Below are 23,035 nucleotides of genomic sequence, written 5' to 3'. Positions count from 1 at the left end.
CTGACCAGGGTTTTCGTCGCACTGATCGCAAACGGCGCGCAAGCACCACCACTTCGGCCCACCGAGCGCGAGCCCGAACCGGACACCGCCCAGCTCCATTCCGTTCTGCCGGGCGCTCCCCAAACATCGTCGGGACGACCGAGCTGACCAAGCCCCGCCGGGTGCGAGTCTTACGAGCGCCGCAGGCGCTGCAAATCAGACACAGTGCTCGCGCAAGTACGCCAAGTCCTCCGCCAGGCCGTCCGCTGGAGTCTCCAGCACGACCGGCGCGTCCGCCGTACGGCACACCTCGGCGAGCAATTGCGGGTCGATGGTGCCGTCGGCGAAGTTGGCGTGCCGGTCGGCGCCGGAGTCGAATTCGTCGCGCGAGGAGTTCAAGTGGACCAGGTCGATCCGGCCGGTGATCGCCTTGATCCGGTCGACGACGCCGATCAGCTCCTCGCCGCCCGCCCAGGCGTGGCAGGTGTCCAGGCAGAATCCGGCGCCGTACTCGCCGACCGCGTCCCACAGCCGGGCGATGGAATCGAAATGCCTGGCCATGGCGTGATTGCCGCCCGCGGTGTTCTCGATCAGGATCGGCACCGCGAAGCCGCCTTTGTCCTGCTGACGCTCGAACAGTTTGCGCCAGTTGTCGATTCCGGTCTCCAACTCGGCGTCGGAACGCACATGCCCGCCGTGCACCACCAGACCGAACGCGCCGAGTTCGGCGGCCGCCTTCGCCTGCTGGGCCACCGCGTTGCGCGAGGGCATGCGCAGGCGGTTGTTCAGGCTGGCGACGTTGATCTGATAGGAGGAGTGGACCACGACCTCGATCGGGCTGGCGAGAATCTCCTCGGTCCGCGGATGCGGGGTGGGTTTGTCCCAGCTCTGCGGATCGACCACGAACATCTGGATGACGTCGGCGCCGAGTTTCTCCCCGAAGCCGATCGGGTCGCTGTCGAGCCGGACGTGTGCTCCAATGCGCATGCGGGTCACAGTACTGGCTGCTACCGACGACAATCGAGGTTGCGCCGCGAGGTGTTGCATCCCGATGGCTCATCGAGATACATGGGTAGTGTCCGCGCGCTCGACTCGACAAGGGGGTGTACAGGTGTTGCAGACCGGCGAGATCTTCGCGGGCTACGTCATCAAACGCGTCCTCGGCCATGGCGGCATGGGCACGGTGTACCTGGCCCAGCATCCTCGGCTGCCCCGCCTGACGGCGTTGAAGCTGCTCAAACGCGAACTGTACGCCGACACCGACATCCGCCGCCGCTTCGAACGCGAGGCCGATCTGGTGGCACGGCTCGATCACCCGAACATCGTCACGGTGTTCGATCGAGGCGCCGAGGACCGGCAGCTGTGGATCTCGATGCAGTACGTGCCCGGCGCGGACGCCTCCTGCGCGGACGTCGACGTGCTCGCTCCGTGGCGCGCGGTGCAGATCGCGGCCGACACCGCCGCGGCGCTGGATTTCGCGCACGCGAACCAGGTGCTGCACCGCGATGTGAAACCGGCCAACATCCTGCTGGCCAAGGCGCCGATAGGTCAACCGGAGCGGGTGCTGCTCACCGATTTCGGGATCGCGGGCATCCGCGGCGCGGAGAGCACGATCGGCTCGTCCGGCACGATCACCGCGACACTCGCCTTCGGCGCCCCGGAACAGCTGATCGGCAGGCCGCTGGACGACCGCGCCGATCAGTATTCGCTGGCGTGCACACTGTTCTGGATGCTCACGGGGGCGCCGCCGTATCCCGGCGCCAACCCGGCGGCGGTGGTGAACAGCCATCTGTACGCACCGATCCCGGTGCTCAGCCGCGCACGTCCCGGTTTGCCGCCCGCGCTGGATCCGGTGCTGGCTCGTGCGATGGCCAAGCGGCCAGAGGATCGTTTCAACAGTTGCGCCGAGTTCGCCGCCGCCGCGAAATCCGCGCTGGCCGAACAGCGGGCCGGGCATCGGACGGCGCCGCACGGCATTCATCCCGACGGGTATCCGACCGCGCCGACGTACCACGCGTCCGCGCCGCAGCACCGACCGAGGCCGCGGGAAACCCCTCGACCGTCCCCGAGTTTCCTGCCGCCGCGCCGCCCGGCGCATCCCGGCCTGATCGAGTTGCCGAACTTGCCCATGCGCCCGGGCTCGGCGGTGCGACCGCACCAGCAACCTCCGGACGCTCGGCCTCCGCCGGGCGGTCCGACGCATGTCGATCGCCCGCGCCGCACCACGCTCGACGAGCGATAGGTGAGGCGCGATTACTGCTATGGTTTCGATGTTTTCCGTGGTCGGGCCCATCTCCGGCCACGCGTTCTTTTGCTGTACGCCTGTTCGCCGGTGGGTCCCGGCGGGCGGCGGGAAGTGGAGCAGTCATGCTGGCCAGCGGTGACGTTTTCGCCGGCTATGTCATCGAGCGGCAACTGGGCCGCGGTGGCATGGGCTCGGTATATCTGGCGAAACATCCGCGGCTGCCGCGGATGACCGCGCTGAAGCTGCTGAATCGGGAGATGTTCTTCGACAAGGAGGTGCGGGCGCGGTTCGAACGGGAGGCGGATCTGGTCGCCCAGCTCGATCACCCGAACATCGTCACGGTTTACGACCGCGGGCTCGAGGACGAGCAGCTGTGGATTTCGATGCAGTACGTCGACGGCATCGACGCCGCATCGGTGGAGCCGAAGTCGCTGCCGCCCGTACGCGCGGTGCAGATCATCAAGGAGACCGCCGACGCGCTGGACTACGCGCACGGCAACGGGGTGCTGCACCGCGACGTGAAACCAGCCAACATCCTGCTGGCCCGCTCCGGCGCCGGTCGCGGTGAGCGGGTGTATCTCACCGACTTCGGCATCGCGCGGCTGCGCGACGACACCGGCCACCTCACCCAGACCGGCACCTTCACGGCAACGCTGGCCTACGCCTCGCCCGAGCAGCTCACCGGCGCGTCGCTCGACCACCGTTCCGATCAGTATTCGCTGGCCTGCTCGCTGTTCTGGTTGTTCACCGGCACCGGCCCGTTCTCCGCGACGAACCCCGCCGCGGTCATCCAAGGGCATCTGCAGGGCGCGCCGCCCGCGCTGAGCGGCGTCCGGCCGGGCCTGCCCTTCGCGCTGGACGGCGTGCTGGCCAAGGCGATGGCCAAGCGACCCGACGACAGGTACGGCAGTTGCGCGGAATTCGCCGCGGCCGCCAAGCAGGCGCTGACCGGTTCCAGCGCGCCGTCGATGCCGGTGGTGGGCGGTCCCCGCCCGGTCACCGGGCCGCAGCACCCCACCGCGGGCCCGCGCCCGGCCACCGGGCCGCAGATCCCCACCACGGGATCGCCGTATCCGGCTGCGCAAGGTCACTACGTCAGCGGCCCTGGCCACCAGGTGCACACCCCGCAAACCAGCGGGCCGAACGCGCTCGCCTCGGCGTCGCCCGCGACTCCGCCGCCCACGCCGGTGGTGAACTCACGGCCGCACACCGGTCCCGCGCCCCAGCCGACGGCCGCCAACCCGTATCCCCAGCAGCAGGCCGGGTTTTCCACCTTCGCCCCGCCGCACGGCGCGCATGTGCACCACTCGGCCGCGCCGCCGCGCAAGAAGAACACCGGCCTGATCATCGGCCTGGTGGTGGGCGTGGTCGTGTTGATCGTGGTGGTGCTCGGCATCATCGGCGCCGTCTCCGATTCGGGCTCGAGCAACGCGGGCACGACGACCACATCGGCGGTGAAGCCGAATCTCGTCGACGCGACCCCCGAGTCGGTCAGCGCGGAGTTCCCCCGGATGGTGCCCGCCTCCAAGTCCGAGGAGGTCGGATACAACGGCGCCGAATGCTGGCTGGCCTCGCCGAGCTCGCCGCCTTCGCCGTCCAAGGGCGAACCGGACTTCGGTGACTGGGCCGCGCAGTGGCGCTGCTTCAAGGGCGGCAACAACGAGGATCCGTACTACCGGATCTACGTCTACAAAGCCCCCGCCGATGTGCAGGCGGTGCTGAAGGGCCTGCCCTCGTCGGCCGCCAAGTCCACCGACACCAACGGCGGAAAGTCTTACACCAATTACAAGTACGTCGACGACGGCGCCAAGATGGTCACCGCGTTCACCGGCGATCCCGATCGGACCCAGTACCTCATGTACACCGACGGCTTCTCCCACACCACCGTCGACGAGCTGCTGCGCTGGTGGCGCTCGGCTCCGCTGAACTGACCGATGCACCACACCGGCGAAGTCTTCGCGGGGTACACCATCGAACGCCTGCTCGGCCGCGGCGGGATGGGATCGGTGTACCTGGCCCGGCATCCGCGGCTGCCCCGGTTGACGGCGATGAAGCTGTTGAACCCGGACCTGTTCGACGACACCGAGTCCCGCACCCGCTTCGAGCGGGAGGCGGACCTCGTCGCACGGCTGGATCACCCGAACATCGTCACGGTGTTCGATCGCGGCGTCGAGGGCGACCAGCCGTGGATCTGCATGCGCTACATCGACGGCACCGACGCCGCGGCGCTGGACGCGTGGACGCTGCCGCCGCCACGGGCGGTGCAGATCATCGCCGAAACGGCCAAAGCGCTGGACTTCGCGCACAGCCGCGGCGTGCTGCACCGCGACGTGAAACCGGCGAACATTCTGCTGGAGCGCGTCGAGGGAGACCAGGAACGGGTCTTCCTCTCCGACTTCGGCATCGCCCGATTCCGGGACGACACCGGACGGCTCACCCAGACCGGCACCTTCACCGCCACCCTCGCCTACGCCGCGCCGGAGCAATTGTCCGGTGCGCCGCTGGATCACCGCGCCGACCAGTATTCGCTGGCCTGCACGCTGTTCCGGTTGCTTACCGGCACGGTGCCGTTCGACGCCACCAATCCGGTCGCGGTGATCCAGGGGCATCTCAACGCACCGCCGCCCGCGATCAGCAGGCTGCGGCCCGGATTGCCGGTGGCGCTGGACGGCGTGCTCGCCAAGGCGATGGCCAAGCACGCGGCCGATCGCTTCGACTCGTGCGGCGAATTCGCCGCCGCCGCGTGGCAAGCGCTGACCGCGCCCGCGGCGTGGCCCGCACCGAGTCATCCTCCGCTGCACGCGGAACCACCGCTCCCGAGCGCGGGCGGGGGCCTTCGTCCGCAGCGGCGTCCCGGACGGAGAGCGCGACTGGAGGCCGTGATAGGTCTGGTGCTGGCGCTGGGCCTGGCCGCTGCGCTCGCCGCGCCATCGTTCCACGACACCTCATCCGGCTCCGCCGCATCGACCACCACGGTGGCCACGCGGAACACCGACGCCACCACGCCGCCGACCGCCCAGCGCCCGACGACGAGCGTCTCGGCCACCGCGGACCGTGCCGCCATCGGCGCCCGCGCGGCCGAGCTGAGCGCCGCGTTCCCGGACATGCTTCCGGAGACCTCCGCCCAGCGCCTGGTCCACTCCGGAACCGGGTACAACAAGGCGGGCTGTTTCGCCCACGCACCGGATTCCGCGACGACGCGCGACCACGAGGATCCGGATTTCGGCCCCTGGCTGGTGATGTGGAGCTGCTTCGGCGGGCCGAACAAGGCGTCTTTCGACTTCTACCTCTATGGCTCCCCGGCCGACGCGCAGGCCGCGCTAGCGGCGTTACCGGCCAACGACCGCGCGACCGCCACCAACAACGGCGGGCACAGCTACACGAATTACACCCTGCGCGACAGCCGGAACCTGCGGCCGCGAATGGTCACCGCCTTTTCCGCGGACCCGGGACGGGCCGCCATGCTGATGTACAGCGCCGGATTCATCGCCACCGAAGCCGAGTTCATGAATTGGTGGAAATCCGCGCCGCTGAATTGAGTTTCCCCCAGGGGGAGACGCGAGGGTAGGCACATGGACGACACCCGCTTCACCATCGGCGCCGTTGCCGAACGCACCGGCCTCAGCGTCAAGACGATCCGGTTCTACGCCGACAAGGGCGTCGTCCTGCCCACCGAAATCAGCCCCTCCGGCTACCGCCTCTACGACGTCCGCGCGCTGGCGGAACTGGATCTGGTGCGGACGCTGCGCGCTCTCGGACTCGACCTGGCCACCGTCCGGCGCGTGCTCACCCACGAGCTCGCGCTGTCCGAGGTCGCCGCGGCGCACGCCGACGCACTCGACACCCAGATCCGGATCCTGCGTCAGCGACGAGCGGTTCTGCGCGCGGTGGCCGGGCAGGGCTCGACCCCACAGGAGTTGGATCTCATGCACAAGCTCGTCACCTTGTCGGCTGCCGAACGTCATCGACTGATCGAGGATTTCGTTGAGGCGACCTTCGGCGGACTCGACGCCAACCCGGAACTCACCGAGTTGCTGCGCACCGCACTGCCGGACCTGCCCGACGATCCCGCACCCGAGCAGGTGGCCGCGTGGGCGGAACTGGCGGAACTTACCGCCGACACAGACTTTCGGGCGGCGATCCGGCGGATGGCCGAGTACCAGGCGCGCGAACGCGCCGAGGGCGATGCGACGGGTCTGCACCACGCACTCACCGAGGCCGTGCGCGACCGGGTCGAGGCGGCCATGGCGGCGGGTGTCACGCCCGGCTCTCCCGCGGCGGCCGAGGTGGTGGCCGACCTCGCCGCGCGTTACGCGGCCACGTTCGGCAGGCCCGACGATCGCGCGCTGCGCGAGTGGATGCTGGAACGCCTCGCGGTGGCCGATGACGAACGCGTGGAGCGGTACTGGCGGTTGCTCGCGGTGATCAACGGCTGGGCCGCGCCGCCGAGCCTGACGCCGGTGTTCGCCTGGTTCACCGCCGCCCTGCGCAGCGTCCTGGCGGGCTACTCGAAGACGTAGTGCGCGAATTCGTGGGTCGGGTGGAAGCCGATCGCGCGGTAGATCCGGTTGGCCGTGGTGTTGTCGGTGTCGGCGAAGAGACAGACCTCCAGGTTCTGGGCTCGCAGCTGCTTCGCGACGTGCGCGGTCACCGCGCTGGCGTACCCGTGTCCGCGGGCGTCCGGCGGGGTGTAGACCGGCCCGATCCGCGACCAGCCCTGGATCGGGATCTGATGCGCGGCAAGACTGACCGGTTGCCCGTCGCGTTCCCACAGCCACCACCGGCCCGCTTCGACGCGGCGCCGGATCGCGGCCTCGTCCAGTCCGGCCGCCATGCCGGACTCCGCGCGCATGGCCGCGAGCCAGTCCCCGCACAGGGCGACATCGGATTCCAGGGCGCGGCGTGGCGCTCCGGCTACGTCCGGGATCCGCAGCGCGCCGAGCCGGTGCAGCCGGGTGCGGTACGACTGCTGAAAATCTCTCCCCAGCAGTCCACACCAGTGCTGGGCGAAATCGGTCGCGTCCGCGACGACGCCCTCGACGCCCGCGCTTTCGGGGACGACCTCGGCCAGCGCGCGAGCCACCGCCGGAATGCCGTCGGGCGGTAGCGCGCCGAGATACACGTCGCGACCGGACACGCGCATGGCGGCGCCTACCACCGCCGCATCCTCGCCGTGGACGGTAAGAAATCGCGATGGCTCAGCCGGGGCATCCATGCCCGTGACATGGTTGGCGACGCTCGTGGTGAGCACGGTGTGCCGCAGCGGATCGCGGAGCAGGAACGCCCCCGCGACCGAGCGGAACTCGGCGGCGTCGGTGGTGATCTCGATCCTCATACAGATCACGGTAGGCGCCTGAGATCTTGCGCGCCTTCGTTTCTCACGCCCGTCGCCGGGCCTGCGGGCGGCCGACCGGCCGGTTTACGGTCCGTCCGCTTCGCCGCCACCCGCGCGGAGTTTGAGCAGAACCAGTCCCGCGGTGCAGGCGAGAATGAGTCCGGCGACGGTGATTTCGACGTGCAGTCCGGCGATGCCGAGCACCGCCCCGACGAGTCCGCCGATGAAGATCAGCCAGGCGAGCGTCCGCGACACGATCGTGGACAGCGAGCGGCCCTGCTGGTTCGACGCGGGATGCTGTGCCGTTGCCGACACGGCATCTTCTGCGGCGCGGGACGAACCACGCCGCGACGCTGTCGAGTAAGCTCCCATCATCTACTCCTCGATGACGCCGGTCAGAGAACCACAATCACGTTCTCACACAACGTGTCTCTCATCCTTAAACCGGCGTCTCACGCGTAACTTTGCTCACACACGCTACGACTCCGGGACGCCGGAAGATAGCGACACGTGCCCACGACACGCCGAAGAGACCAATTCGATATCTGAATCAGAACTGTTTTAAATGCGCCGTCCGGCGCATACCCAGCGACCACTCGCCTCGCCGGACCGACCGGCCTCGAGTAAGGTGAGTCCACTCGATACACACCGAGGAGCGTCACCGTTGGAAAGCAGCAGGGCCAAGATCGCCGGTCCGGCGATCGCCGTAGGAGCGGTTTCCATCGGGCTCGTCCTGATCGGCGCCTGTGGCGTCGGTAAGCACGACACCTACGTGCCGCCCCCGCCGCTCAAGGCAGGCGAGTACGCCGAACCCGTTGTCCACGAGAACACCACCGGCTCGACGACCCCCAAGGTCGTCATCCCGCCGTCGCCCAGCTGGCGGATCGCACCGGCCGACCAGCGGCACCCCACCCCATTTTCGGGCTTCATGAGCAGCACCACCGCTGAGCCGTCCCCGGGAAATCCGCACGACGACCCCACGCAGGCGGCGCCCCCCGAGGAGCCGAGGCCGACGGCCGCGCGAGCGCCGGCGAGCGACTCGACAGACGAAGCGCCCACCCAACTGCGGACGACGCCGCGAGACGACGAATGACGCGGTGGTGCGCGAAACGCACCACCGCGGCACTCCTTACAGTTCGGGCAACTCGTAGTCGCCGACCCGCGAGCTGAGCACCCGCAGATGCTCGAGGCCGCTACCGAGGGTGCGCTCGATCGCGGTCAGCCGGGCCACGTAATGGCTCACCGGGTACTCCGCGGTGACGCCGATGCCACCGTGCATCTGGATCGCCTCCTGCCCGATGTGACGTGCCGCGCGACCGACCTGCAGCCGTGCGCGCGACGCGATCACCGGATCGTCGGCCCCGTCCGCCAGCGACGCCGTGGCGTACAGGCTCATGCTGCGCGCCAGTTCCAGCGAGACGTACATGTTGGCCGCTCGCTGTGTGAGCGTCTGGAACTTCGACAGCGTGACACCGAACTGCTTGCGCTGCTTGAGGTAGTCGGTGGTCAGTCGCAGCGCCTCTTCCATCGCGCCGACCGACTCCGCGCACAGGCTCGCCTGCGCGTGGGTCAGCACCGACTCGATGGCCTCGGTCGCGTCCGCAGCGCCGAGCCGCTCGGCGGGCGCGTCGGTCAGCTCGACCTGCGCGCCGCGCTGGCCGTCCACCGTGCGGTAGGACTTGCGGACCACACCCGTCGCGTCCGGCGCAACCAGGAACAGACCGACGCCGCCCTCGGGCAGCGCGGCGCTGACCACGAGTTCGTCGGCGCTGTCGCCGTGCGCGACGGGGTTCTTCACGCCGGTCAGCGTGTACGAATCGCCCTGCGCCGTGGCGGTGGTCGCCAGTTCCGCGGCCGGCCAGCGCACCCCGGGCTCGGCATGGGCGAAGGCCAGCAGCTTCGCACCCGAGGCCACCTCGGGCAGGATCCGCTGCCGCTGTTCGGCGCTGCCCGCCGCGGCGACCAGGCCACCGGGCACCAGCACCGCGTCCAGGATCGGTTCCGGCGCGAGCCTACGGCCCACCTCCTCGAGCACGACCATGGTCTCCACCGGACCGGCGCCGACGCCGCCGTCCTCCTCGGTGAAACTCAGGCCGAGCACGCCCAGTTCGGCGAGCTGACGCCACACGTCGCGGCTCCAGCCCAGTTCGGAGTCCACCACCTTCAGACGTGATTCGGCGTCGTAGTTGCGCGCGAGCAGGTCACGGACCGTGTCGCGGAGCATGACCTGTTCATCGGTGAGATCGAAATCCATGGTTGCGCCTCACAATCCGAGGATCGTGGAGGCGATGATGGTGCGCTGCACCTCGCTGGAGCCTCCGTAGATGGTTGTCTTGCGGTAGTTCAGGTAGGAGGGGCCGCTGCGCTGCGCCCAGCCGGGCGAGGCGATGTCGTCCGCGCCCACCGGGATGGCGTCCGGTCCGGCGATGTCCAGCAGCAGCTCGGTGGCGGCCTGCTGGAGTTCCGAACCGCGCAGCTTCAGCACCGAAGAGGCCGGATTCGGCTTGCCGTCGGAGGAGTTGGAGACCACCCGCAACTGGGTGAGTTCCAGCGCGAGCAGCTCGTTCTCCAGTTCGGCGATCCGCGCCGCGAACACCGGGTCCTCCAGCAGCGTGCCGTTGCCCGACTTGATCTTCGCCGCGTACTGCTTCGCCACGCCGATCTTGACCTTGGTGCGGCCGACGCCGGTGATTCCGGTGCGCTCGTTGCCGAGCAGGAACTTCGCGTAGGTCCAGCCCATGTTCTCCGCGCCGACCAGCTGATCGGCGGGTACCCGGACGTTCTCGAAGAAGACCTCGTTCACTTCGTACCCGCCGTCGATCAGCTTGATCGGGCGGATGGTGACACCGGGCGACTTCACGTCGAACAGCAGGAAGGAGATGCCCGCCTGCTTCTTCGCCGCGCTCGGGTCGGTGCGCACCAGGCAGAAGATCCAGTCCGCGTACTGGGCCAGCGTGGTCCAGATCTTCTGGCCGTTGACGATGTAGGAATCACCGTCGCGAACCGCCGTCGTGCGCAGCGACGCCAGGTCGGAGCCCGCGTCCGGCTCGGAGAAGCCCTGGCACCACCAGATGTCCAGTGCCGCGGTGGGCGGCAGGAAACGCTCCTTCAGCTCCTGCGAGCCGAAGTGGGCGATCACCGGGCCGACCATCTGCGCGTTGAACGTCAGCGGCTCCGGCACCGAGGCCAGCTGCATCTCGTCCTGCCAGATGTGGCGCTGCATCGGCGTCCAATCCTTGCCGCCCCACTCCACGGGCCAATTGGGCACCGCGAGGCCGTGGTCGTTGAGGATCTTGTGCGCGGTGACGATGTCATCTCGGGTCAGCTCACGGCCGTCCCGGACGCGCTCGCGAATGTCGGCCGGGATCTCGGTCCGATAGAACTTGCGCAGTTCGTCGCGGAAGGCGACGTCGTCTGGGGACAAGGATAGTTTCATACGCATCTCCCTGCGTGTCTCGTACGTCCGCGTCCAAACTACCCCCCGGTAATCCTCGCCTGTCGACTGGATCACAGGTGCGGGACTCCCTCGCCGTTCGCGGCGTCGGATTCCGCACCGCTCCCCGGGACGGCGACCGTCGCGAGCTGGTACGTTGCTGCAGGTGGGCCGGGGGCCCACAGGGTTCGGTATCGAGGAGAACGAGTGAACGGCAGGACCATCGCACGCGCCGCGGCCGCCGCGGCATCCCTCGGCATCGGCGCGGTTCTCACCTTCTCCGCGCCCGCCACCGCCGAGCAGACCCAGGCGCCGGTGGACACCGGCCTGGCGCATCTGACCGACATCGCGGGGGCCGACCCGTCCGCACAGGAGGGCATCGCCGCGCTCACGCGCTACGCGGGCTTGATCGACGCCGCGCACCTGCGCGAGGTCTCCAGTGTGTTCACCCCGTTCTCCTACGCCGCGCCCACCTTCGGCTGCGGCAGCAACGGCCCGATCACCACGATCATCGCCGCCGCGACGACCGAGGGGACCGGCAACGGCCGTGACCTGAACGTGGAGCCCGGCGAGCTGCGGTTCAGCGCGACTCCTTCGCACTCCGGCGCTCCCCTGGCCTCCGGGCTCGTGGTCGCCTGGGTGAACGTGAACACCGGCGCCAGCGGCATCGACCCGCTCGACGACGTGACCGAGTACCGCCAGCCCACGCTGTCCAAGACGGTCCGCAGCGGTCCCGGCACGGTGCTCGCTTCGATGTGGGGCATCATCGACTACCCGTTCGCCCACTGTGTGATGACTCCCACCGTGGGACTTTTCACGGTGCCGGACAACCCGCCCCCGCCGCCTTCGGCTCCTGCGCCCAACCCCGCCCCTGCTCAGCCCGCGCCGAGCGGCTCCGGCGGCGAACCCACCCCGTAGCAACGTTTCGTCGCTGTCGGCCGACCGTCGTGTCCGGCCCCGACCGTCCCAGGCCCGGCCGCTCGATGCGACCGCGCCGTCGCGTCGGTAATCGAACGGCCAGGATGGCCCGATCCGCCGCATGGACTCCCGCCACCCGTCGAGCAACCGGGCACCGGCTGCTCCACGCATCGCCGAACCGACCGCGTGCCGGGCAGGTGCCTCTCCCTATCGGACGGCGGCGAAGAACGCGCGGATGTCGGCGACGTGCGCGTCCGGGCGTTCCATCGCGATGAAGTGGTTGCCCGTGTTGCCCTCCGGCCAGTGCACGATGGTGTTGTCGCGCTCGGCGAGCCGCCGCATCAGCGCGGAGCCGCCGCCGTACGTGCCGGTCGGCACCGCTTTCTGTCCCTTCGGCCAGGTGAACCCGCCGTCGCCGAGGCCGTTGTACATCGGCCAGGACGACGAGGCCGCCGTGCCGGTGAACCAGTACAGGCTGACGTTGGTCAGCAGCTGATCGCGGCTGATCACGTCCTCCACCCGGTCGGCGAGCGGGGCGAACTCGGTGAACTTCTGCATCAGCCAGGCGAGCAGGCCCACCGGTGAATCGGTCCACGCGTGGGCGAAGGTCTGCGGGGCGGGGCGCAGCAGGACGTGATGGTCCACGCCGCCGGTCATCCACTGCTGCATGAGGTCCCACTCGGCACGTTCGTCCGGCGTCATGGTGGGCACGTCCGCTTCGGTGGGCATCCCGATCCCGCCGTCGAGGTGCACGCCGATCACCCGGTCCGGCGCGGCGATGGCGAGTTCCGGCGCGACGTAGGCGCCGAGATCGCCACCCTGTGCGCCGAAGTGCCGGTAGCCGAGCCGATCCAGCAGGGTCAGCCACATCCCGGCCACTTTCGCCGGTGTCATGCCTGGCTCGCGCGGCCCGTCGGAGAAGCCGAAGCCCGGCACCGAGGGCACCACGACGTGGAAGGCCTGCGCGGGATCGAGTCCGTGCGCACGCGGATCGGCGAGCGGGCCGATGGTCCCCGCGAATTCGGCGAACGAGTTCGGCCAGCCATGGGTGAGGATCAGCGGCGTCGCGTCCGGTTCCGGCGAACGCACATGCAGGAAGTGCACGTCCAGCCCCTCGATGCGCGTCTTGAACTGCGGGAACTCGTTCAGCGCCGCTTCCTGTGCCCGCCAGTCGAATCCGGTCCGCCAGTACTCGGCCAGCTCGCGCAGATAGTCGACCGGCACGCCGCGATCCCAGCCCGTGCCCGGCAGCTGGGCGGCCCAACGGGTGCGAGCGAGCCGATCGTGCAGGTCGTCCAGGTCGGACTGCGGAATCTCGATGCGGAACGGGCGAATGGCGGTGGTCATCGGTACGCCTCCTCGGCGGTCGGTGCTGCGGTACAGCGATGACGTTAAGCAGCATCTAGGACCGAACATGTCCTAGATTTCCGGCATCATCTGATTCGTGAACGACACTCCCGCCCGACTGCTTCGCCTGCTGTCGCTGCTCCAGACGCCACGGGAATGGCCGGGCAGCGAATTGGCCGAACGCCTCGGTGTCACCGACCGCACGGTGCGCCGCGACATCGATCGGCTGCGCGAACTCGGCTATCCGGTGACCGCGACGCTCGGCGCTGCGGGCGGATACCGCCTCGCGGCGGGCACGGCGATGCCGCCGCTGCTGGTCGAGGACGACGAGGCCGTCGCCATCGCGGTCGGGTTGCGTGCCGCCGCCGGGTCCGCGGTGGCCGGGATCGAGGAGGCGTCGGTCCGGGCGCTGGCCAAGGTGGAGCAGGTGCTGCCCGCGAAGTTGCGACGCAGGGTGCGGGTACTCGCCGTCGCGCTGACCCCGCCCACCGCCGACGGGCCCACGGCCGACCCCGAGGTGCTCGCCACGCTCGCGGCGACCGTGACCAACCGGGAGCGGGTGCGTTTCGCCTACCGCGACGAGGCGGGCGGCGAGACCAGGCGCAACACCGAGCCGGTCGGCCTCGTACCCGCCCGGCGGCGCTGGTATCTGGTCGGCTACGACCTCGATCGGGCAGGCTGGCGGGTCTACCGCGTCGACCGGATCGACCGTCCGCAGCCCACCGCCGCCCGCTTCTCGCCGCGTGCGCTACCCGCCGCCGATGCCGCCGCCTACGTCGCGGGCCGCCGCACCGACTGGGGCACACCGTCCTTCCGGCTCCGAGTGACCGTCCACACCTCCGCCGACCGTGTCACGGGGCGGCTGGGTGAAAGCCCCGGCGATGTCGTCGCGATCGACCCGGACACCTGCCGGATCGACGCCCGGCGCGACGACGCGCCGGAATGGTTGGCTCACCGGCTGCTCGCGCTGGGAGCGGACTTCGAAGTTCACGAGCCTCCGGAACTCATCGCCCATCTGCGGGCCATCGCTGACCGCGCCGAGCGCGCGATCAACCCACGGCAGGGACCTATGATCTGAGCTCGCCGGTCCCGCTTGCCGATGACAGCATCACCGGCCGCTTGCACAAGCAAGGCGTAATCAAAACCTCTGCCGGACAGCATATTCACCTCGCTGCGGTGTGTGGACCGCGCGTTCGGTGCCGGCTCGTGGACACGCGGTCCTCCTGGCCCTGCGGCGCGATACCCGCGCGGCCGGATTGCCGGGCGCGCCGACACGGTGCCGCCGATCGATGTGGAGATGGACGCCGCTTCGCTCCCCTCTTCGCGCGGATACCGCGACGGCGCCGAAGCCTGTGATCCCGACGACGGCGGCTCGACCTCAGCGAGAGAGCTGGATTCGGAGGAGAGCGCCGGATTCCGTGCTCGCCGTCAATTCGTCCGGACGGCCGGGGACGGCGGCGACCGCGGTGAGCGGCTGGCCGTTGAGCACGGCGCAGGTAGCGCCGGAGGTCGGATCGACGCGGATCAATTGGCCGGTGAGGGTGGTGACGTAGAGGATGCCGCTCGGATCGGCCAGAAGATCGTCGGCGAAATCCGGGAGACCGGCCAGTTGCGAGGACAAGTCGGCGACGGTGCTGCGGGACGCGGGCGCGTCGAGCGGGATGCGAACGATCCGGCCGAGCGGGCCGCCGTTCGCGGTCACGTAGAGCACGCCGTCGTGCACGACCGCGCCGTTGGCGGCCAGTCCGGCCAGCGGCGCCGCCCACTCGGTGTCGAGGGAGGCGTCGGGACGGACCTTGATCACGCCGGAGAGGGTCGCGACGTACAGGTTGCCGCTCGGGTCGAACGCCGCGCCGTTGGGCATCGTGAACCCGGAGACGAAGACCTCCGGCTTCGGCACGGCCGCCGCCGGATCGAATCGGAGCACGCCGCCGGGACGGACGACGCTGACCGGCGCGTCACCGTAGACCACGTACAGCAGTCCGTCGGGACCGAGCCGCACCGCGCCGGGGAACTCCACCGGAACAGTCGCCGTGAGGTTGCCGGCGGTGTCGTAACGCTGCACCTCATTGCGGTAGAGCCGCGATACCCACAGATTGCCCTGCGCGTCGTAGCCCAGGTTCTCCGCCCAGTCGAGCACCGGCACTCGCGCCGCGACGGCCGTGACCGCCACCGCGGGGTCGCAGGCGGCGATGGATGGCGCGGCGCCCGCGCCCGGCGCGAGCACTCCGGTGAGGGCCAGCGCCACGGCGGACAAGAGGAAGGCGCCTCGACGGCGGAGAGTTCGCAACGCGGGCACCTCGGGCTCCGGTAGGTATGAGTCGCCGCGGATCTTAACCGTTTCCGGCGCGGAATCGCGCGGTCCCACCCGCGACACGATCTTTGGCACTATCGGTGGATGCCATTCTTCGACGGCGCGCGCGGCCGGATGCACTATCGGCGGTGGCCGATCGAACACCCGCGATACACCGTGGTCCTGCTGCCCGGAATCGGCCAGCACAGCGGCCACTACCACCGCTTCGCGCGCGGTCTGCGCCCCGCCGGTGAGGTATGGGCGCTGGACACCGCCGGGCACGGGTTGAGCGAGGGCGATCCGGAACGGCCCGGCACGCTCGCCGAGCTGGTGGCGGACGCGGTGCGACTGGTCGAGCTGGCTCGTGGCGACCGGCCGCTGATCCTGATGGGCCACTCGCTCGGCGCGGTGACCGCGCTGGGCATGCTCGGGGCCGCCGTGCCGGAGTCGGCCGATGCCGCAACGGGTTCGACGGTGCTGGACCGGAACTATCCACTGCGGCCCGCCCTGCCCTCGGACGCGCTGGCGGGCCTGGTGCTGTCGGGCGTCCCGAAACGCGCGCTGGGCGGCGGGGCGCCGGGCGCGCCGGGAACGCCCCTGCCGCAGCGTCTTCCGGTGCTCGCGGTGCACGGCGTGGACGACCGGCGCGCGCCGATCGATGCGATCAGGGTCTGGACTAGCCGCCACGAATCGGTAGATTTACGGGAGTACATCGACGCCGGGCACGACCTGCTGCACGAGCCGGTGCACGCGCGGGTCACTGCCGACATCGCGGATTGGATGCAGGGTGTCGTCGTGGGGTTGGCACGACATCCGTAACCGCACTTCGGACGAGGAAGGGGGACGGCGCAGATGCCATCGCAAGAGAACGGGTTCGGCGGAGAGCCGCTCGCGGAAGTCACCGCACCCGGCGTCGACATCGCCGCGCTGAACCGAGCGGTCGACGACGGCTCGCTGTGGATCGACGGCCTCCTGGTCGCCGACGGCGCGCACGAACGGTGCGCGCGCCAGTACGAGTTGCTCGCCGATCGGGTCGACGAGCAGATCCGCATCCTGAGCGCCGCCACCGCGTTGCCCGGCTTCGGCGGATTCGCCTCCGGCGACGCGCTGCGCGCCGGTTTCGAGCGCAAGGCCGACGGCGCGATCACCCGACTGAACGAATACGCCGCCGCCGCGCGAGAACTCGCCCAGACCTTCCGCGCCGCGGCCGCCGTTTACCAGCAGGCCGACGAGGCGCTCGCGCAGGCGGTCGAACGGGTCGACGTGACGGGAGCCGCGCATGCGTGAGATGCCGCGCGCCGGGCAGCGGGCCACCCACCGGCGCACCGATCCCGCCTACGCGCCGAACGTCGAAGTGTTCGACAACCTCGCCCACGACGAGATCCACGCGAAGGTCCAGTTGCTGAACCCGGCCGTCCTCGCGGGCGGCGAGCAGGCGTGGAGCGACGCGGCAGCGCACCTGGCCGACGCGGTCTTCCAGGCGCACACCGAGATCCGCGCGGCCATCGCCGACGGCTGGCGCGGCTCCGCCGCCAAGAGCGCGGACGCGGTGGTGCGCGTATTCGAACAGAGCGGCCAAGACCTGGCCGACGTGTTCGCGGTCGTCTCGCAGCGCCTCGGACAGGCGAGCGACGCGGCGGAGGCGCTGCGCGCCGCGGTGACCGAGCCGTCCACCGGCGCACCGGATCTGGGGGCGGCACTGCTCGATCCGTCCCGGGCGACCAGCAATGTCGATGGGCAGAAGGCGAGCGAGCACGCCCGTCAGGACGTCGTGCGCGCGATGAACGACATCTACGCGGGGGTTTTCGTGCGCACCGGCACCGACGTGCCCGCGTTCCCCGACGAATCGGATCAATCGGCCGCCCCGGCTCCCACCGCCACGCCGACGAGCAAGATCGTCGGGACAACCCAGGTCGCACCCGACGCGCAGCCCACTTCGCTCGGGACGCACGCGCCGAAGCCGATCCACATGGTGGAGCAGAGCGTCTCGGCGACGTCCACCGATTCGACACCCGCCGACGAGACGCCCGCCACGTCCGCCGCCGCTGCCGCCGTGCCGACGACCGGCGCCGCGGTCGCGGACGAGACACCGGCCCCGGCCGCGCCACGAGTCGCACCCGCCGCCACGGCGGCGCTCTCGACGGTTGCGGCCGCCTCCGTTCTCCGCACCGCGCCCGCCACCGGATCGCCGGGTCCGGCGACCGCGCCCGCCTCGGCGACGAGCGAGCCGACGACGCTGCCCGCCGTGCCCGGCGTCGGCGGCCAGGTTCCGTCCGAAGAGCAGCGCAAGCGCGACGAGCGGCGAAAGCACGACGACAGCTCCGACGCGGCGGTCACCGGTCTAGGCGCCGGAGCGATGGGTGGCCTGATGGGTGGTGCGGTGGCCGCCGTCGACACCCCGCGCGGCGGTTCGAGTGTGGCCGCGAACGCCGCGAGCGCACGCTTGGCGCCGATCGATGACGAGGACGACGAGTTCGACCTCGATGATCTCCCCACGTTCCTCGAGCCCTCCGACGACGGCGGCGAACTCATCGGGTCGCTCGATCCGACCACACCGCCTGTGCTCGGTGAATGGACCGAGTACGAGTGAACTGGACGCTGACCCCGGATCAGTTCGCGCTGGCCTGGTCACGCACCGATGGGGATCGCATTCCCTATCCACTCGCCGTGCGCCTTTCGGCGCGCGACACCGCGGAACGCACCGCGCAACTTCCCGCGCTCGACCGCTGGTGCGCTCAGGTGCTGGACGCGGATCTGGAAGCGGCGCTGCGCATCCTCGCCCAGCCGGACCTGCGCGTCGAGGTGTTCGGTCAACGTGACGCGGCGTCAGAACCGCCGTCGCGCGAGAACGGTGGACCACGCCCACCGGCAATCGACACCGGGCGGCAATCCGAGGCGCGGCCGATCCGTATCCTCGGCGCCGCCGCCGGGAACATCGCGGTGGTCGCCGCGCAACGCCCCGGTGCGACGCCCGATCGCGGCGGCGACGTGCGATTGTTCGCGGGCAGCTCGAAAACCCTGTGCCCGCGGATCGTCTCGATGCTCCCGGAGAACAATCCCGGCATGCTGCCGCGCCTGACCGCTCCCCTGTCCCAGGTCGGCGAGGACAGCCGCAACCTGGTCACCGTTCCGGTCGCGGGCCCGTCTATTCCGTCCCGGATCCGCAAGCTGCTCCGGCAGCCGCGCGAAGGCATCGGCCAGATGGTCGTCTCCGCGCGCCGCGGCGTGGGCGAACCGCGCCCGTTCGGCGTGCTGTGCTGGATCGACGTGGTCGCCGACGGCCGATACGCGGTGCGCACCGGCACGGACGTCGACATCGTCGCGGTGACCGCCGAACGTTTGGCCGCCCAGCTGCGACCGCTCGTCGCCGCGGCCGCGCGCACCTCGACGGCCTACGCCGGGCGCTGAGCGGCGCGCAGACCCGACGCGAGTCCGACCCCGGCCCGGCACACCGACCGGCCGCGACGATCGGGGGCGCGCCACCCTGTCCGCATCGGATCCGTCGCTGAGCCACGCGGCGGATGCCCGACACCGCTCCGGTTGGCGCCACGGGACCATTTACGGTGTTCGAGTGCCACTCTACGAATTCGAAGGCAAACGTCCGCAGGTCGACCCGACCGCGTTCGTCGCGCCGACGGCGACCCTGATCGGCGACGTCCGGGTCGAGGCGGGCGCCTCGATCTGGTACGGCGCGGTGCTGCGCGCGGATCTGGCGCCGATCGTCATCCGGGAACGCGCCAACATCCAGGACAACGCGGTGCTGCACGTGCCGCCGGATGTGCCGATGGAGATCGGGCCCGGCGCGACGATCGCGCACAGCGTGGTGTTCCACGGCGCCGCGGTCGGCGCCGAGGCCATCGTCGGCAACGGGACCACGGTGCTGGACCTGGCCAAGATCGGGGCGGGCAGCATGATCGCCGCCCACTCGCTGGTGCCACCGGGGGCGGAGATCCCCGACGGCGTGCTCGCCGCCGGTTCTCCCGCCGAGGTGAAACGGCCGATCGAAGGCACCCAGGCGCAGATGTGGGTGCGGCTCAACCCGGGCTTCTACGCGGACCTGGCGCAGCGCCACCGCACGGGCATCACCGAGATCTGATCAGCACAGCAGCGCGGTGACCTCCGCGTCCTCGAGCTGGTGGAAATCGCGGTAAGCGCCGCCGACGCCGCCGAGCGAGCGCGGCACCCACGGGCAGACCGCCTCGTCGGCCTCGTCGGTGACCCGGCGCATCGCCTCGGTCGAGGAGACGGGGACGGCGGCGACGACGCGCGCGGGCCGGTGCAGGCGCGCGACCCGGCAGGCGGCCACGACCGTGGCGCCGGTCGCCATACCGTCGTCGACGATCACCACCGTGCGACCCGTCAGCGGGATCGGCCGCGACGCACCGCGCAGCACCTGCCTGCGCCGCTCCAGCTCGGCCCGCTCCCGCGCCTCGATCGAGTCGACCTTCTTGGGCGTTATCCCGGTGTGCGCCAATACATCCTGATTGAGCACCCGGACCCCGTCCTCCCCGATGGCGCCCAGCGCCAGCTCGGGCTGCCACGGCACACCCAGCTTGCGGACCAGCAGGATGTCGAGGTCACCGCCGATCACCGCACGGACCGCGGCGGCCACCGGAACTCCACCGCGCGGCAGCCCGAGCACCAACGGGTCCGACGCGCGTAGGTGTTCCAGATGCGCACCCAGCGCGTGACCGGCCGAGGTCCGATCGGTGTAGACCATCGATTCCGAACGCTACTCCGGTCCACGCTCGGTGATCGCGAATCGACGCAAGGCAAGACTCGGGTTGGTCGTGCGCACCTTGCTCAGGTACGCCAGGTCGATTCCGGCGGTCAGCACGCCCGGTTCGTCGCCGAGTTCGGCGAGCACCGCGCCGGCCGGGTCCACGATCATGGACGCGCCCGCGCCCCGGGGAGCGGCCTGGTCGGCGGCCGCGACGTAGACGGTGTTCTCGATCGCCCGCGCCCGCACCAGCGTGGTCCACTGGTCGACCTTGCCCGGTCCCGGGATCCACTGGGCAGGCAGCAGCAGCACCTGCGCGCCCGCCGCGGCGACCCGGCGCACGCCCTCCGGGAAGCGCAGATCGAAACAGGTCTGCATGCCGAATGTGATATCGCCGACGGTGAAGGTGGCGGGCGCCTCGATCGCGCCCGGCTCGACCACATCGGATTCGAGGTGGCCGAAGGCGTCGTAGAGGTGCACCTTCCGGTACCTGGTGACGAGGGAACCGTCGGGGCCGAGCACGACGAGGGTGTTGCGAATCCGGTCGCCGCCTGGCGCGACCTGTTCCACCGTTCCGGCGACCAGGAACACGCCGAACTCGCGGGCGATCGCGCCGAGGCCGGTGACGAACGGGCCGGTCAGCGGCTCGGCGACGGCGACGACCCGCTCATCGAGCCGGGTCACGGCGAACATCGAGTATTCCGGTGCAACGACCACGCGCGCGCCCCGTTCGCGCGCCGTGCGCACGTGTTCGCGCACCGCGGCCAGGTTCTCCGCGGGGGCGGTCGAAGGGGCGAACTGGACGACCGCCACGTCCAGCTGATCCGGCGTCGCATCCCGATGCGCGGGCGAGTTGTCCAGTTGCATAGATCTCACCGTATTGGGGCGGTGGCCGGGACGACCAGCAGGAGGCAGTAAACTGCTGCTCAATGAGCACCAATCAGGTCGACAGCGTTCCTGGCGACGACGACAGGGACATTGACGGCCCGTCCTTCGCCGATCTGGGTATCGATGACCGCATTCTGGCGGCCATCGCCGATGTCGGTTACGAATCGCCCTCGCCGATCCAATCCGCGACGATTCCCCCGTTGCTCTCCGGCGCCGACGTCGTCGGTCTCGCGCAGACCGGCACCGGCAAGACCGCCGCGTTCGCCATCCCGATCTTGATGGGGCTCGAGGCCACCGGTCGCAGCCCCCGCGCCCTCGTGCTCGCGCCGACCCGTGAACTCGCGATCCAGGTCGCCGAGGCGTTCGGCCGCTACGCCGCGCACATTCCCGGCCTGCACGTGCTGCCCATCTACGGCGGGCAGAGCTACGGCGTGCAGCTGTCGGGGTTGCGCCGCGGCGCGCACGTCGTGGTCGGCACGCCGGGCCGGGTGATCGATCACCTGGAGAAGGGCACGCTCGACCTGTCGCACCTGCAGTATCTGGTGCTCGACGAGGCCGACGAGATGCTGAAGATGGGCTTCCAGGAGGACGTCGAGCGCATCCTCGCCGACACGCCCTCCGACAAGCAGGTGGCGCTGTTCTCCGCGACCATGCCCGCCGCGATCCGCAAGATCTCCAAGCAGTACCTGCACGATCCGGTGGAGATCACGGTCAAGGCGAAGACCTCGACGGCCACCAACATCACCCAGCGCTGGGTGCTGGTGTCGCACCAGCGCAAACTGGACGCGCTCACCCGGGTGCTCGAGGTCGAGTCGTTCGAGGCGATGATCATCTTCGTCCGCACCAAGCAGGCCACCGAGGAACTCGCCGAGAAGCTGCGCGCGAGAGGGTTCTCCGCGGCGGCGATCAACGGCGACATCGCGCAGAACCAGCGCGAGCGCACCATCGGCCAGCTCAAGTCCGGCGCGCTGGACATCCTGGTCGCCACCGACGTGGCCGCGCGCGGGCTGGACGTGGACCGCATCTCGCACGTGGTCAACTACGACATCCCGCACGACACCGAGTCCTACGTGCACCGTATCGGCCGCACCGGACGGGCCGGGCGCAGCGGCGAGGCGCTGCTGTTCGTCGCGCCGCGCGAGCGGCATCTGCTCAAGGCGATCGAGCGGGCCACCCGCCACCCGCTCACCGAGATGCAGCTGCCGAGCGTGGAGGACGTCAACGCCCAGCGCGTCGCCAAGTTCGGCGATGCCATCACCGAGAACCTCACCTCGTCGAATCTCCCGCTGTTCCGCAAGCTGATCGAGGATTACGAGCGCGAGCACAACATCCCGCTGGCCGACATCGCCGCGGCGCTGGCGGTGGGCTCCTACGACGGCGACAACTTCTTCATGGAGCCCGAGCCGGAGCCGGTGGAGCGCCCGCAACGCGACCGGACTCCGCGCGAACGTCCCGCTCGCCGCTTCGACGAGGACCGGCAGAGCGCCTCGCACCACCGTGCCACCGGAACGGAGCTGGCGACCTACCGGATCAGTGTGGGCAAGCGGCATCGCGTGGTGCCCGGCGCCATCGTCGGCGCCATCGCCAACGAAGGCGGCCTGCGCCGCAGCGACTTCGGGCACATCAGCATCCGCCCCGACCACAGCCTGGTGGAACTGCCCGCGCAGCTGCCGGATGAAACGCTGGAAGCGTTGCGGCGCACACGGATCAGTGGCGTGCTCATTCAGCTGCAATTGGATCAGGGTGCGCCGCAGCATCGCACGTTCAGCCGCGGCCAGCGCCGGGAGCGCGAGGGCGGCAAGCGGCCGGAGCGCCGTAAGCCGCGTTCCTGAGCCGGGCAGGGTACGTCGAGGTCAGACGCGCTAGCTACAGTGTTG

Annotated in this window: 22 protein-coding genes; 13 read left to right on the top strand and 9 right to left on the bottom strand. The window is 70.1% G+C overall.

Annotated features, from left to right (window positions below; all coding sequences use genetic code 11):
* Nucleotides 1-195: 195 nt before the first annotated feature.
* The gene (locus ACWESM_RS24960; protein ID WP_355077239.1) at nt 196-966 is read right to left on the bottom strand and encodes a deoxyribonuclease IV; all 771 of its coding nucleotides are present in this window, start codon (nt 964-966) and stop codon (nt 196-198) included.
* A 124-nt stretch (nt 967-1,090) separates the two neighbouring features.
* Here ACWESM_RS24960 and ACWESM_RS24955 point away from each other — a divergent pair, with 124 nt between their 5' ends.
* From ACWESM_RS24955 to ACWESM_RS24940, 4 genes are all read left to right on the top strand, one after another.
* A complete protein-coding gene (locus ACWESM_RS24955; protein ID WP_397280445.1) occupies nt 1,091-2,221 on the top strand; it encodes a serine/threonine-protein kinase in 1,131 nt (376 codons plus the stop codon).
* A 125-nt stretch (nt 2,222-2,346) separates the two neighbouring features.
* On the top strand, nt 2,347-4,155 hold the full coding sequence (locus tag ACWESM_RS24950; protein ID WP_452493870.1) for a protein kinase domain-containing protein: 1,809 nt from the start codon (nt 2,347-2,349) through the stop codon (nt 4,153-4,155).
* A gap of 3 nt (nt 4,156-4,158) precedes the next feature.
* The gene (locus tag ACWESM_RS24945; RefSeq protein ID WP_397280449.1) at nt 4,159-5,763 is read left to right on the top strand and encodes a serine/threonine-protein kinase; all 1,605 of its coding nucleotides are present in this window, start codon (nt 4,159-4,161) and stop codon (nt 5,761-5,763) included.
* Nucleotides 5,764-5,796: 33 nt separating this feature from the next.
* A complete protein-coding gene (locus ACWESM_RS24940; RefSeq protein WP_452493868.1) occupies nt 5,797-6,744 on the top strand; it encodes a MerR family transcriptional regulator in 948 nt (315 codons plus the stop codon).
* Here ACWESM_RS24940 and ACWESM_RS24935 read toward each other — a convergent pair.
* Both ACWESM_RS24935 and ACWESM_RS24930 read right to left on the bottom strand, forming a co-directional pair.
* Nucleotides 6,729-7,559: a GNAT family N-acetyltransferase gene (locus ACWESM_RS24935; protein ID WP_355077247.1), complete on the bottom strand. Its 831-nt coding sequence runs from the start codon at nt 7,557-7,559 to the stop codon at nt 6,729-6,731. The two genes, ACWESM_RS24940 and ACWESM_RS24935, sit on opposite strands and share 16 nt — an antisense overlap.
* 84 nt (nt 7,560-7,643) lie before the next feature.
* The gene (locus ACWESM_RS24930; RefSeq protein WP_355077249.1) at nt 7,644-7,874 is read right to left on the bottom strand and encodes a hypothetical protein; all 231 of its coding nucleotides are present in this window, start codon (nt 7,872-7,874) and stop codon (nt 7,644-7,646) included.
* 349 nt (nt 7,875-8,223) lie between these two features.
* Between ACWESM_RS24930 and ACWESM_RS24925 the strand changes: the two genes are divergently transcribed.
* Nucleotides 8,224-8,652, top strand: coding sequence for a hypothetical protein (locus ACWESM_RS24925; protein ID WP_355077250.1), 429 nt, complete (start codon nt 8,224-8,226; stop codon nt 8,650-8,652).
* A 36-nt stretch (nt 8,653-8,688) separates the two neighbouring features.
* On the opposite strand, the gene ACWESM_RS24920 is transcribed toward ACWESM_RS24925, so the two are convergent.
* Complete coding sequence (locus ACWESM_RS24920; protein ID WP_355077252.1) at nt 8,689-9,813, bottom strand: acyl-CoA dehydrogenase family protein; 1,125 nt, start codon at nt 9,811-9,813, stop codon at nt 8,689-8,691.
* A 9-nt stretch (nt 9,814-9,822) separates the two neighbouring features.
* Nucleotides 9,823-10,995 (bottom strand): acyl-CoA dehydrogenase family protein, encoded by a 1,173-nt coding sequence (locus ACWESM_RS24915; protein WP_355077254.1) that lies wholly within the window; start codon nt 10,993-10,995, stop codon nt 9,823-9,825.
* A 204-nt stretch (nt 10,996-11,199) separates the two neighbouring features.
* On the opposite strand from ACWESM_RS24915, the gene ACWESM_RS24910 reads away from it, so the two are divergent.
* The gene (locus ACWESM_RS24910; protein WP_355077256.1) at nt 11,200-11,910 is read left to right on the top strand and encodes a hypothetical protein; all 711 of its coding nucleotides are present in this window, start codon (nt 11,200-11,202) and stop codon (nt 11,908-11,910) included.
* 207 nt (nt 11,911-12,117) lie between these two features.
* Here the strand turns inward: ACWESM_RS24910 and ACWESM_RS24905 are convergent, their stop codons facing one another.
* Complete coding sequence (locus ACWESM_RS24905) at nt 12,118-13,257, bottom strand: epoxide hydrolase family protein (protein WP_452493864.1); 1,140 nt, start codon at nt 13,255-13,257, stop codon at nt 12,118-12,120.
* A 97-nt stretch (nt 13,258-13,354) separates the two neighbouring features.
* Here ACWESM_RS24905 and ACWESM_RS24900 point away from each other — a divergent pair, with 97 nt between their 5' ends.
* Nucleotides 13,355-14,335 carry a helix-turn-helix transcriptional regulator gene (locus ACWESM_RS24900; protein ID WP_452493862.1) on the top strand — a complete coding sequence of 327 codons (981 nt, stop codon included), beginning with the start codon at nt 13,355-13,357 and terminating at the stop codon, nt 14,333-14,335.
* Between the two features lie 300 nt (nt 14,336-14,635).
* Here ACWESM_RS24900 and ACWESM_RS24895 read toward each other — a convergent pair whose 3' ends face one another.
* Entirely contained in the window at nt 14,636-15,547 is a 912-nt protein-coding gene (locus ACWESM_RS24895) for an SMP-30/gluconolactonase/LRE family protein (protein WP_452493860.1), read from the bottom strand.
* A gap of 108 nt (nt 15,548-15,655) precedes the next feature.
* On the opposite strand from ACWESM_RS24895, the gene ACWESM_RS24890 reads away from it, so the two are divergent.
* From ACWESM_RS24890 to ACWESM_RS24870, 5 genes are all read left to right on the top strand, one after another.
* The gene (locus tag ACWESM_RS24890) at nt 15,656-16,369 is read left to right on the top strand and encodes an alpha/beta hydrolase (protein WP_364432630.1); all 714 of its coding nucleotides are present in this window, start codon (nt 15,656-15,658) and stop codon (nt 16,367-16,369) included.
* A 33-nt stretch (nt 16,370-16,402) separates the two neighbouring features.
* Nucleotides 16,403-16,837 carry a hypothetical protein gene (locus ACWESM_RS24885; RefSeq protein WP_356967244.1) on the top strand — a complete coding sequence of 145 codons (435 nt, stop codon included), beginning with the start codon at nt 16,403-16,405 and terminating at the stop codon, nt 16,835-16,837.
* Nucleotides 16,830-18,140, top strand: a complete 1,311-nt coding sequence (locus ACWESM_RS24880) for a WXG100 family type VII secretion target (protein ID WP_397280457.1) — start codon at nt 16,830-16,832, stop codon at nt 18,138-18,140. Before ACWESM_RS24885 ends, ACWESM_RS24880 begins: the two co-directional genes overlap by 8 nt.
* On the top strand, nt 18,122-18,958 hold the full coding sequence (locus ACWESM_RS24875; protein WP_355077269.1) for an ESX secretion-associated protein EspG: 837 nt from the start codon (nt 18,122-18,124) through the stop codon (nt 18,956-18,958). The genes ACWESM_RS24880 and ACWESM_RS24875 overlap by 19 nt, the downstream gene beginning before the upstream one ends.
* A gap of 163 nt (nt 18,959-19,121) precedes the next feature.
* Nucleotides 19,122-19,646, top strand: coding sequence for a gamma carbonic anhydrase family protein (locus tag ACWESM_RS24870; protein ID WP_355077271.1), 525 nt, complete (start codon nt 19,122-19,124; stop codon nt 19,644-19,646).
* Here ACWESM_RS24870 and ACWESM_RS24865 read toward each other — a convergent pair whose 3' ends face one another.
* Together ACWESM_RS24865 and ACWESM_RS24860 are read right to left on the bottom strand one after the other, a co-directional pair.
* A complete protein-coding gene (locus ACWESM_RS24865) occupies nt 19,647-20,270 on the bottom strand; it encodes a phosphoribosyltransferase (protein ID WP_355077273.1) in 624 nt (207 codons plus the stop codon).
* A gap of 12 nt (nt 20,271-20,282) precedes the next feature.
* Nucleotides 20,283-21,137, bottom strand: a complete 855-nt coding sequence (locus tag ACWESM_RS24860; protein ID WP_355077275.1) for a carbon-nitrogen hydrolase family protein — start codon at nt 21,135-21,137, stop codon at nt 20,283-20,285.
* Nucleotides 21,138-21,199: 62 nt separating this feature from the next.
* Here ACWESM_RS24860 and ACWESM_RS24855 point away from each other — a divergent pair, with 62 nt between their 5' ends.
* Entirely contained in the window at nt 21,200-22,990 is a 1,791-nt protein-coding gene (locus tag ACWESM_RS24855) for a DEAD/DEAH box helicase (RefSeq protein WP_452493856.1), read from the top strand.
* Nucleotides 22,991-23,035 lie beyond the last annotated feature (45 nt).

Source organism: Nocardia sp. NPDC003999, from assembly GCF_053604885.1.
The sequence above is the reverse complement of the archived record's forward strand: the minus strand, read 5'-3'. Positions and strand labels throughout refer to the sequence as shown.

Bases quoted from the DNA above. Each gene is read 5' to 3' on its own strand.
- ACWESM_RS24885 (WP_356967244.1), top strand. From the start codon at position 16,403: ATGCCATCGCAAGAGAACGGGTTCGGCGGAGAGCCGCTCGCGGAAGTC.
- ACWESM_RS24915 (WP_355077254.1), bottom strand. From the start codon at position 10,995: ATGAAACTATCCTTGTCCCCAGACGACGTCGCCTTCCGCGACGAACTG.
- ACWESM_RS24855 (WP_452493856.1), top strand. From the start codon at position 21,200: ATGAGCACCAATCAGGTCGACAGCGTTCCTGGCGACGACGACAGGGAC.
- ACWESM_RS24905 (WP_452493864.1), bottom strand. From the start codon at position 13,257: ATGACCACCGCCATTCGCCCGTTCCGCATCGAGATTCCGCAGTCCGAC.
- ACWESM_RS24950 (WP_452493870.1), top strand. From the start codon at position 2,347: ATGCTGGCCAGCGGTGACGTTTTCGCCGGCTATGTCATCGAGCGGCAA.
- ACWESM_RS24935 (WP_355077247.1), bottom strand. From the start codon at position 7,559: ATGAGGATCGAGATCACCACCGACGCCGCCGAGTTCCGCTCGGTCGCG.
- ACWESM_RS24960 (WP_355077239.1), bottom strand. From the start codon at position 966: ATGCGCATTGGAGCACACGTCCGGCTCGACAGCGACCCGATCGGCTTC.
- ACWESM_RS24875 (WP_355077269.1), top strand. From the start codon at position 18,122: ATGGACCGAGTACGAGTGAACTGGACGCTGACCCCGGATCAGTTCGCG.
- ACWESM_RS24865 (WP_355077273.1), bottom strand. From the start codon at position 20,270: ATGGTCTACACCGATCGGACCTCGGCCGGTCACGCGCTGGGTGCGCAT.
- ACWESM_RS24860 (WP_355077275.1), bottom strand. From the start codon at position 21,137: ATGCAACTGGACAACTCGCCCGCGCATCGGGATGCGACGCCGGATCAG.
- ACWESM_RS24945 (WP_397280449.1), top strand. From the start codon at position 4,159: ATGCACCACACCGGCGAAGTCTTCGCGGGGTACACCATCGAACGCCTG.
- ACWESM_RS24940 (WP_452493868.1), top strand. From the start codon at position 5,797: ATGGACGACACCCGCTTCACCATCGGCGCCGTTGCCGAACGCACCGGC.
- ACWESM_RS24920 (WP_355077252.1), bottom strand. From the start codon at position 9,813: ATGGATTTCGATCTCACCGATGAACAGGTCATGCTCCGCGACACGGTC.
- ACWESM_RS24890 (WP_364432630.1), top strand. From the start codon at position 15,656: ATGCCATTCTTCGACGGCGCGCGCGGCCGGATGCACTATCGGCGGTGG.
- ACWESM_RS24880 (WP_397280457.1), top strand. From the start codon at position 16,830: ATGCGTGAGATGCCGCGCGCCGGGCAGCGGGCCACCCACCGGCGCACC.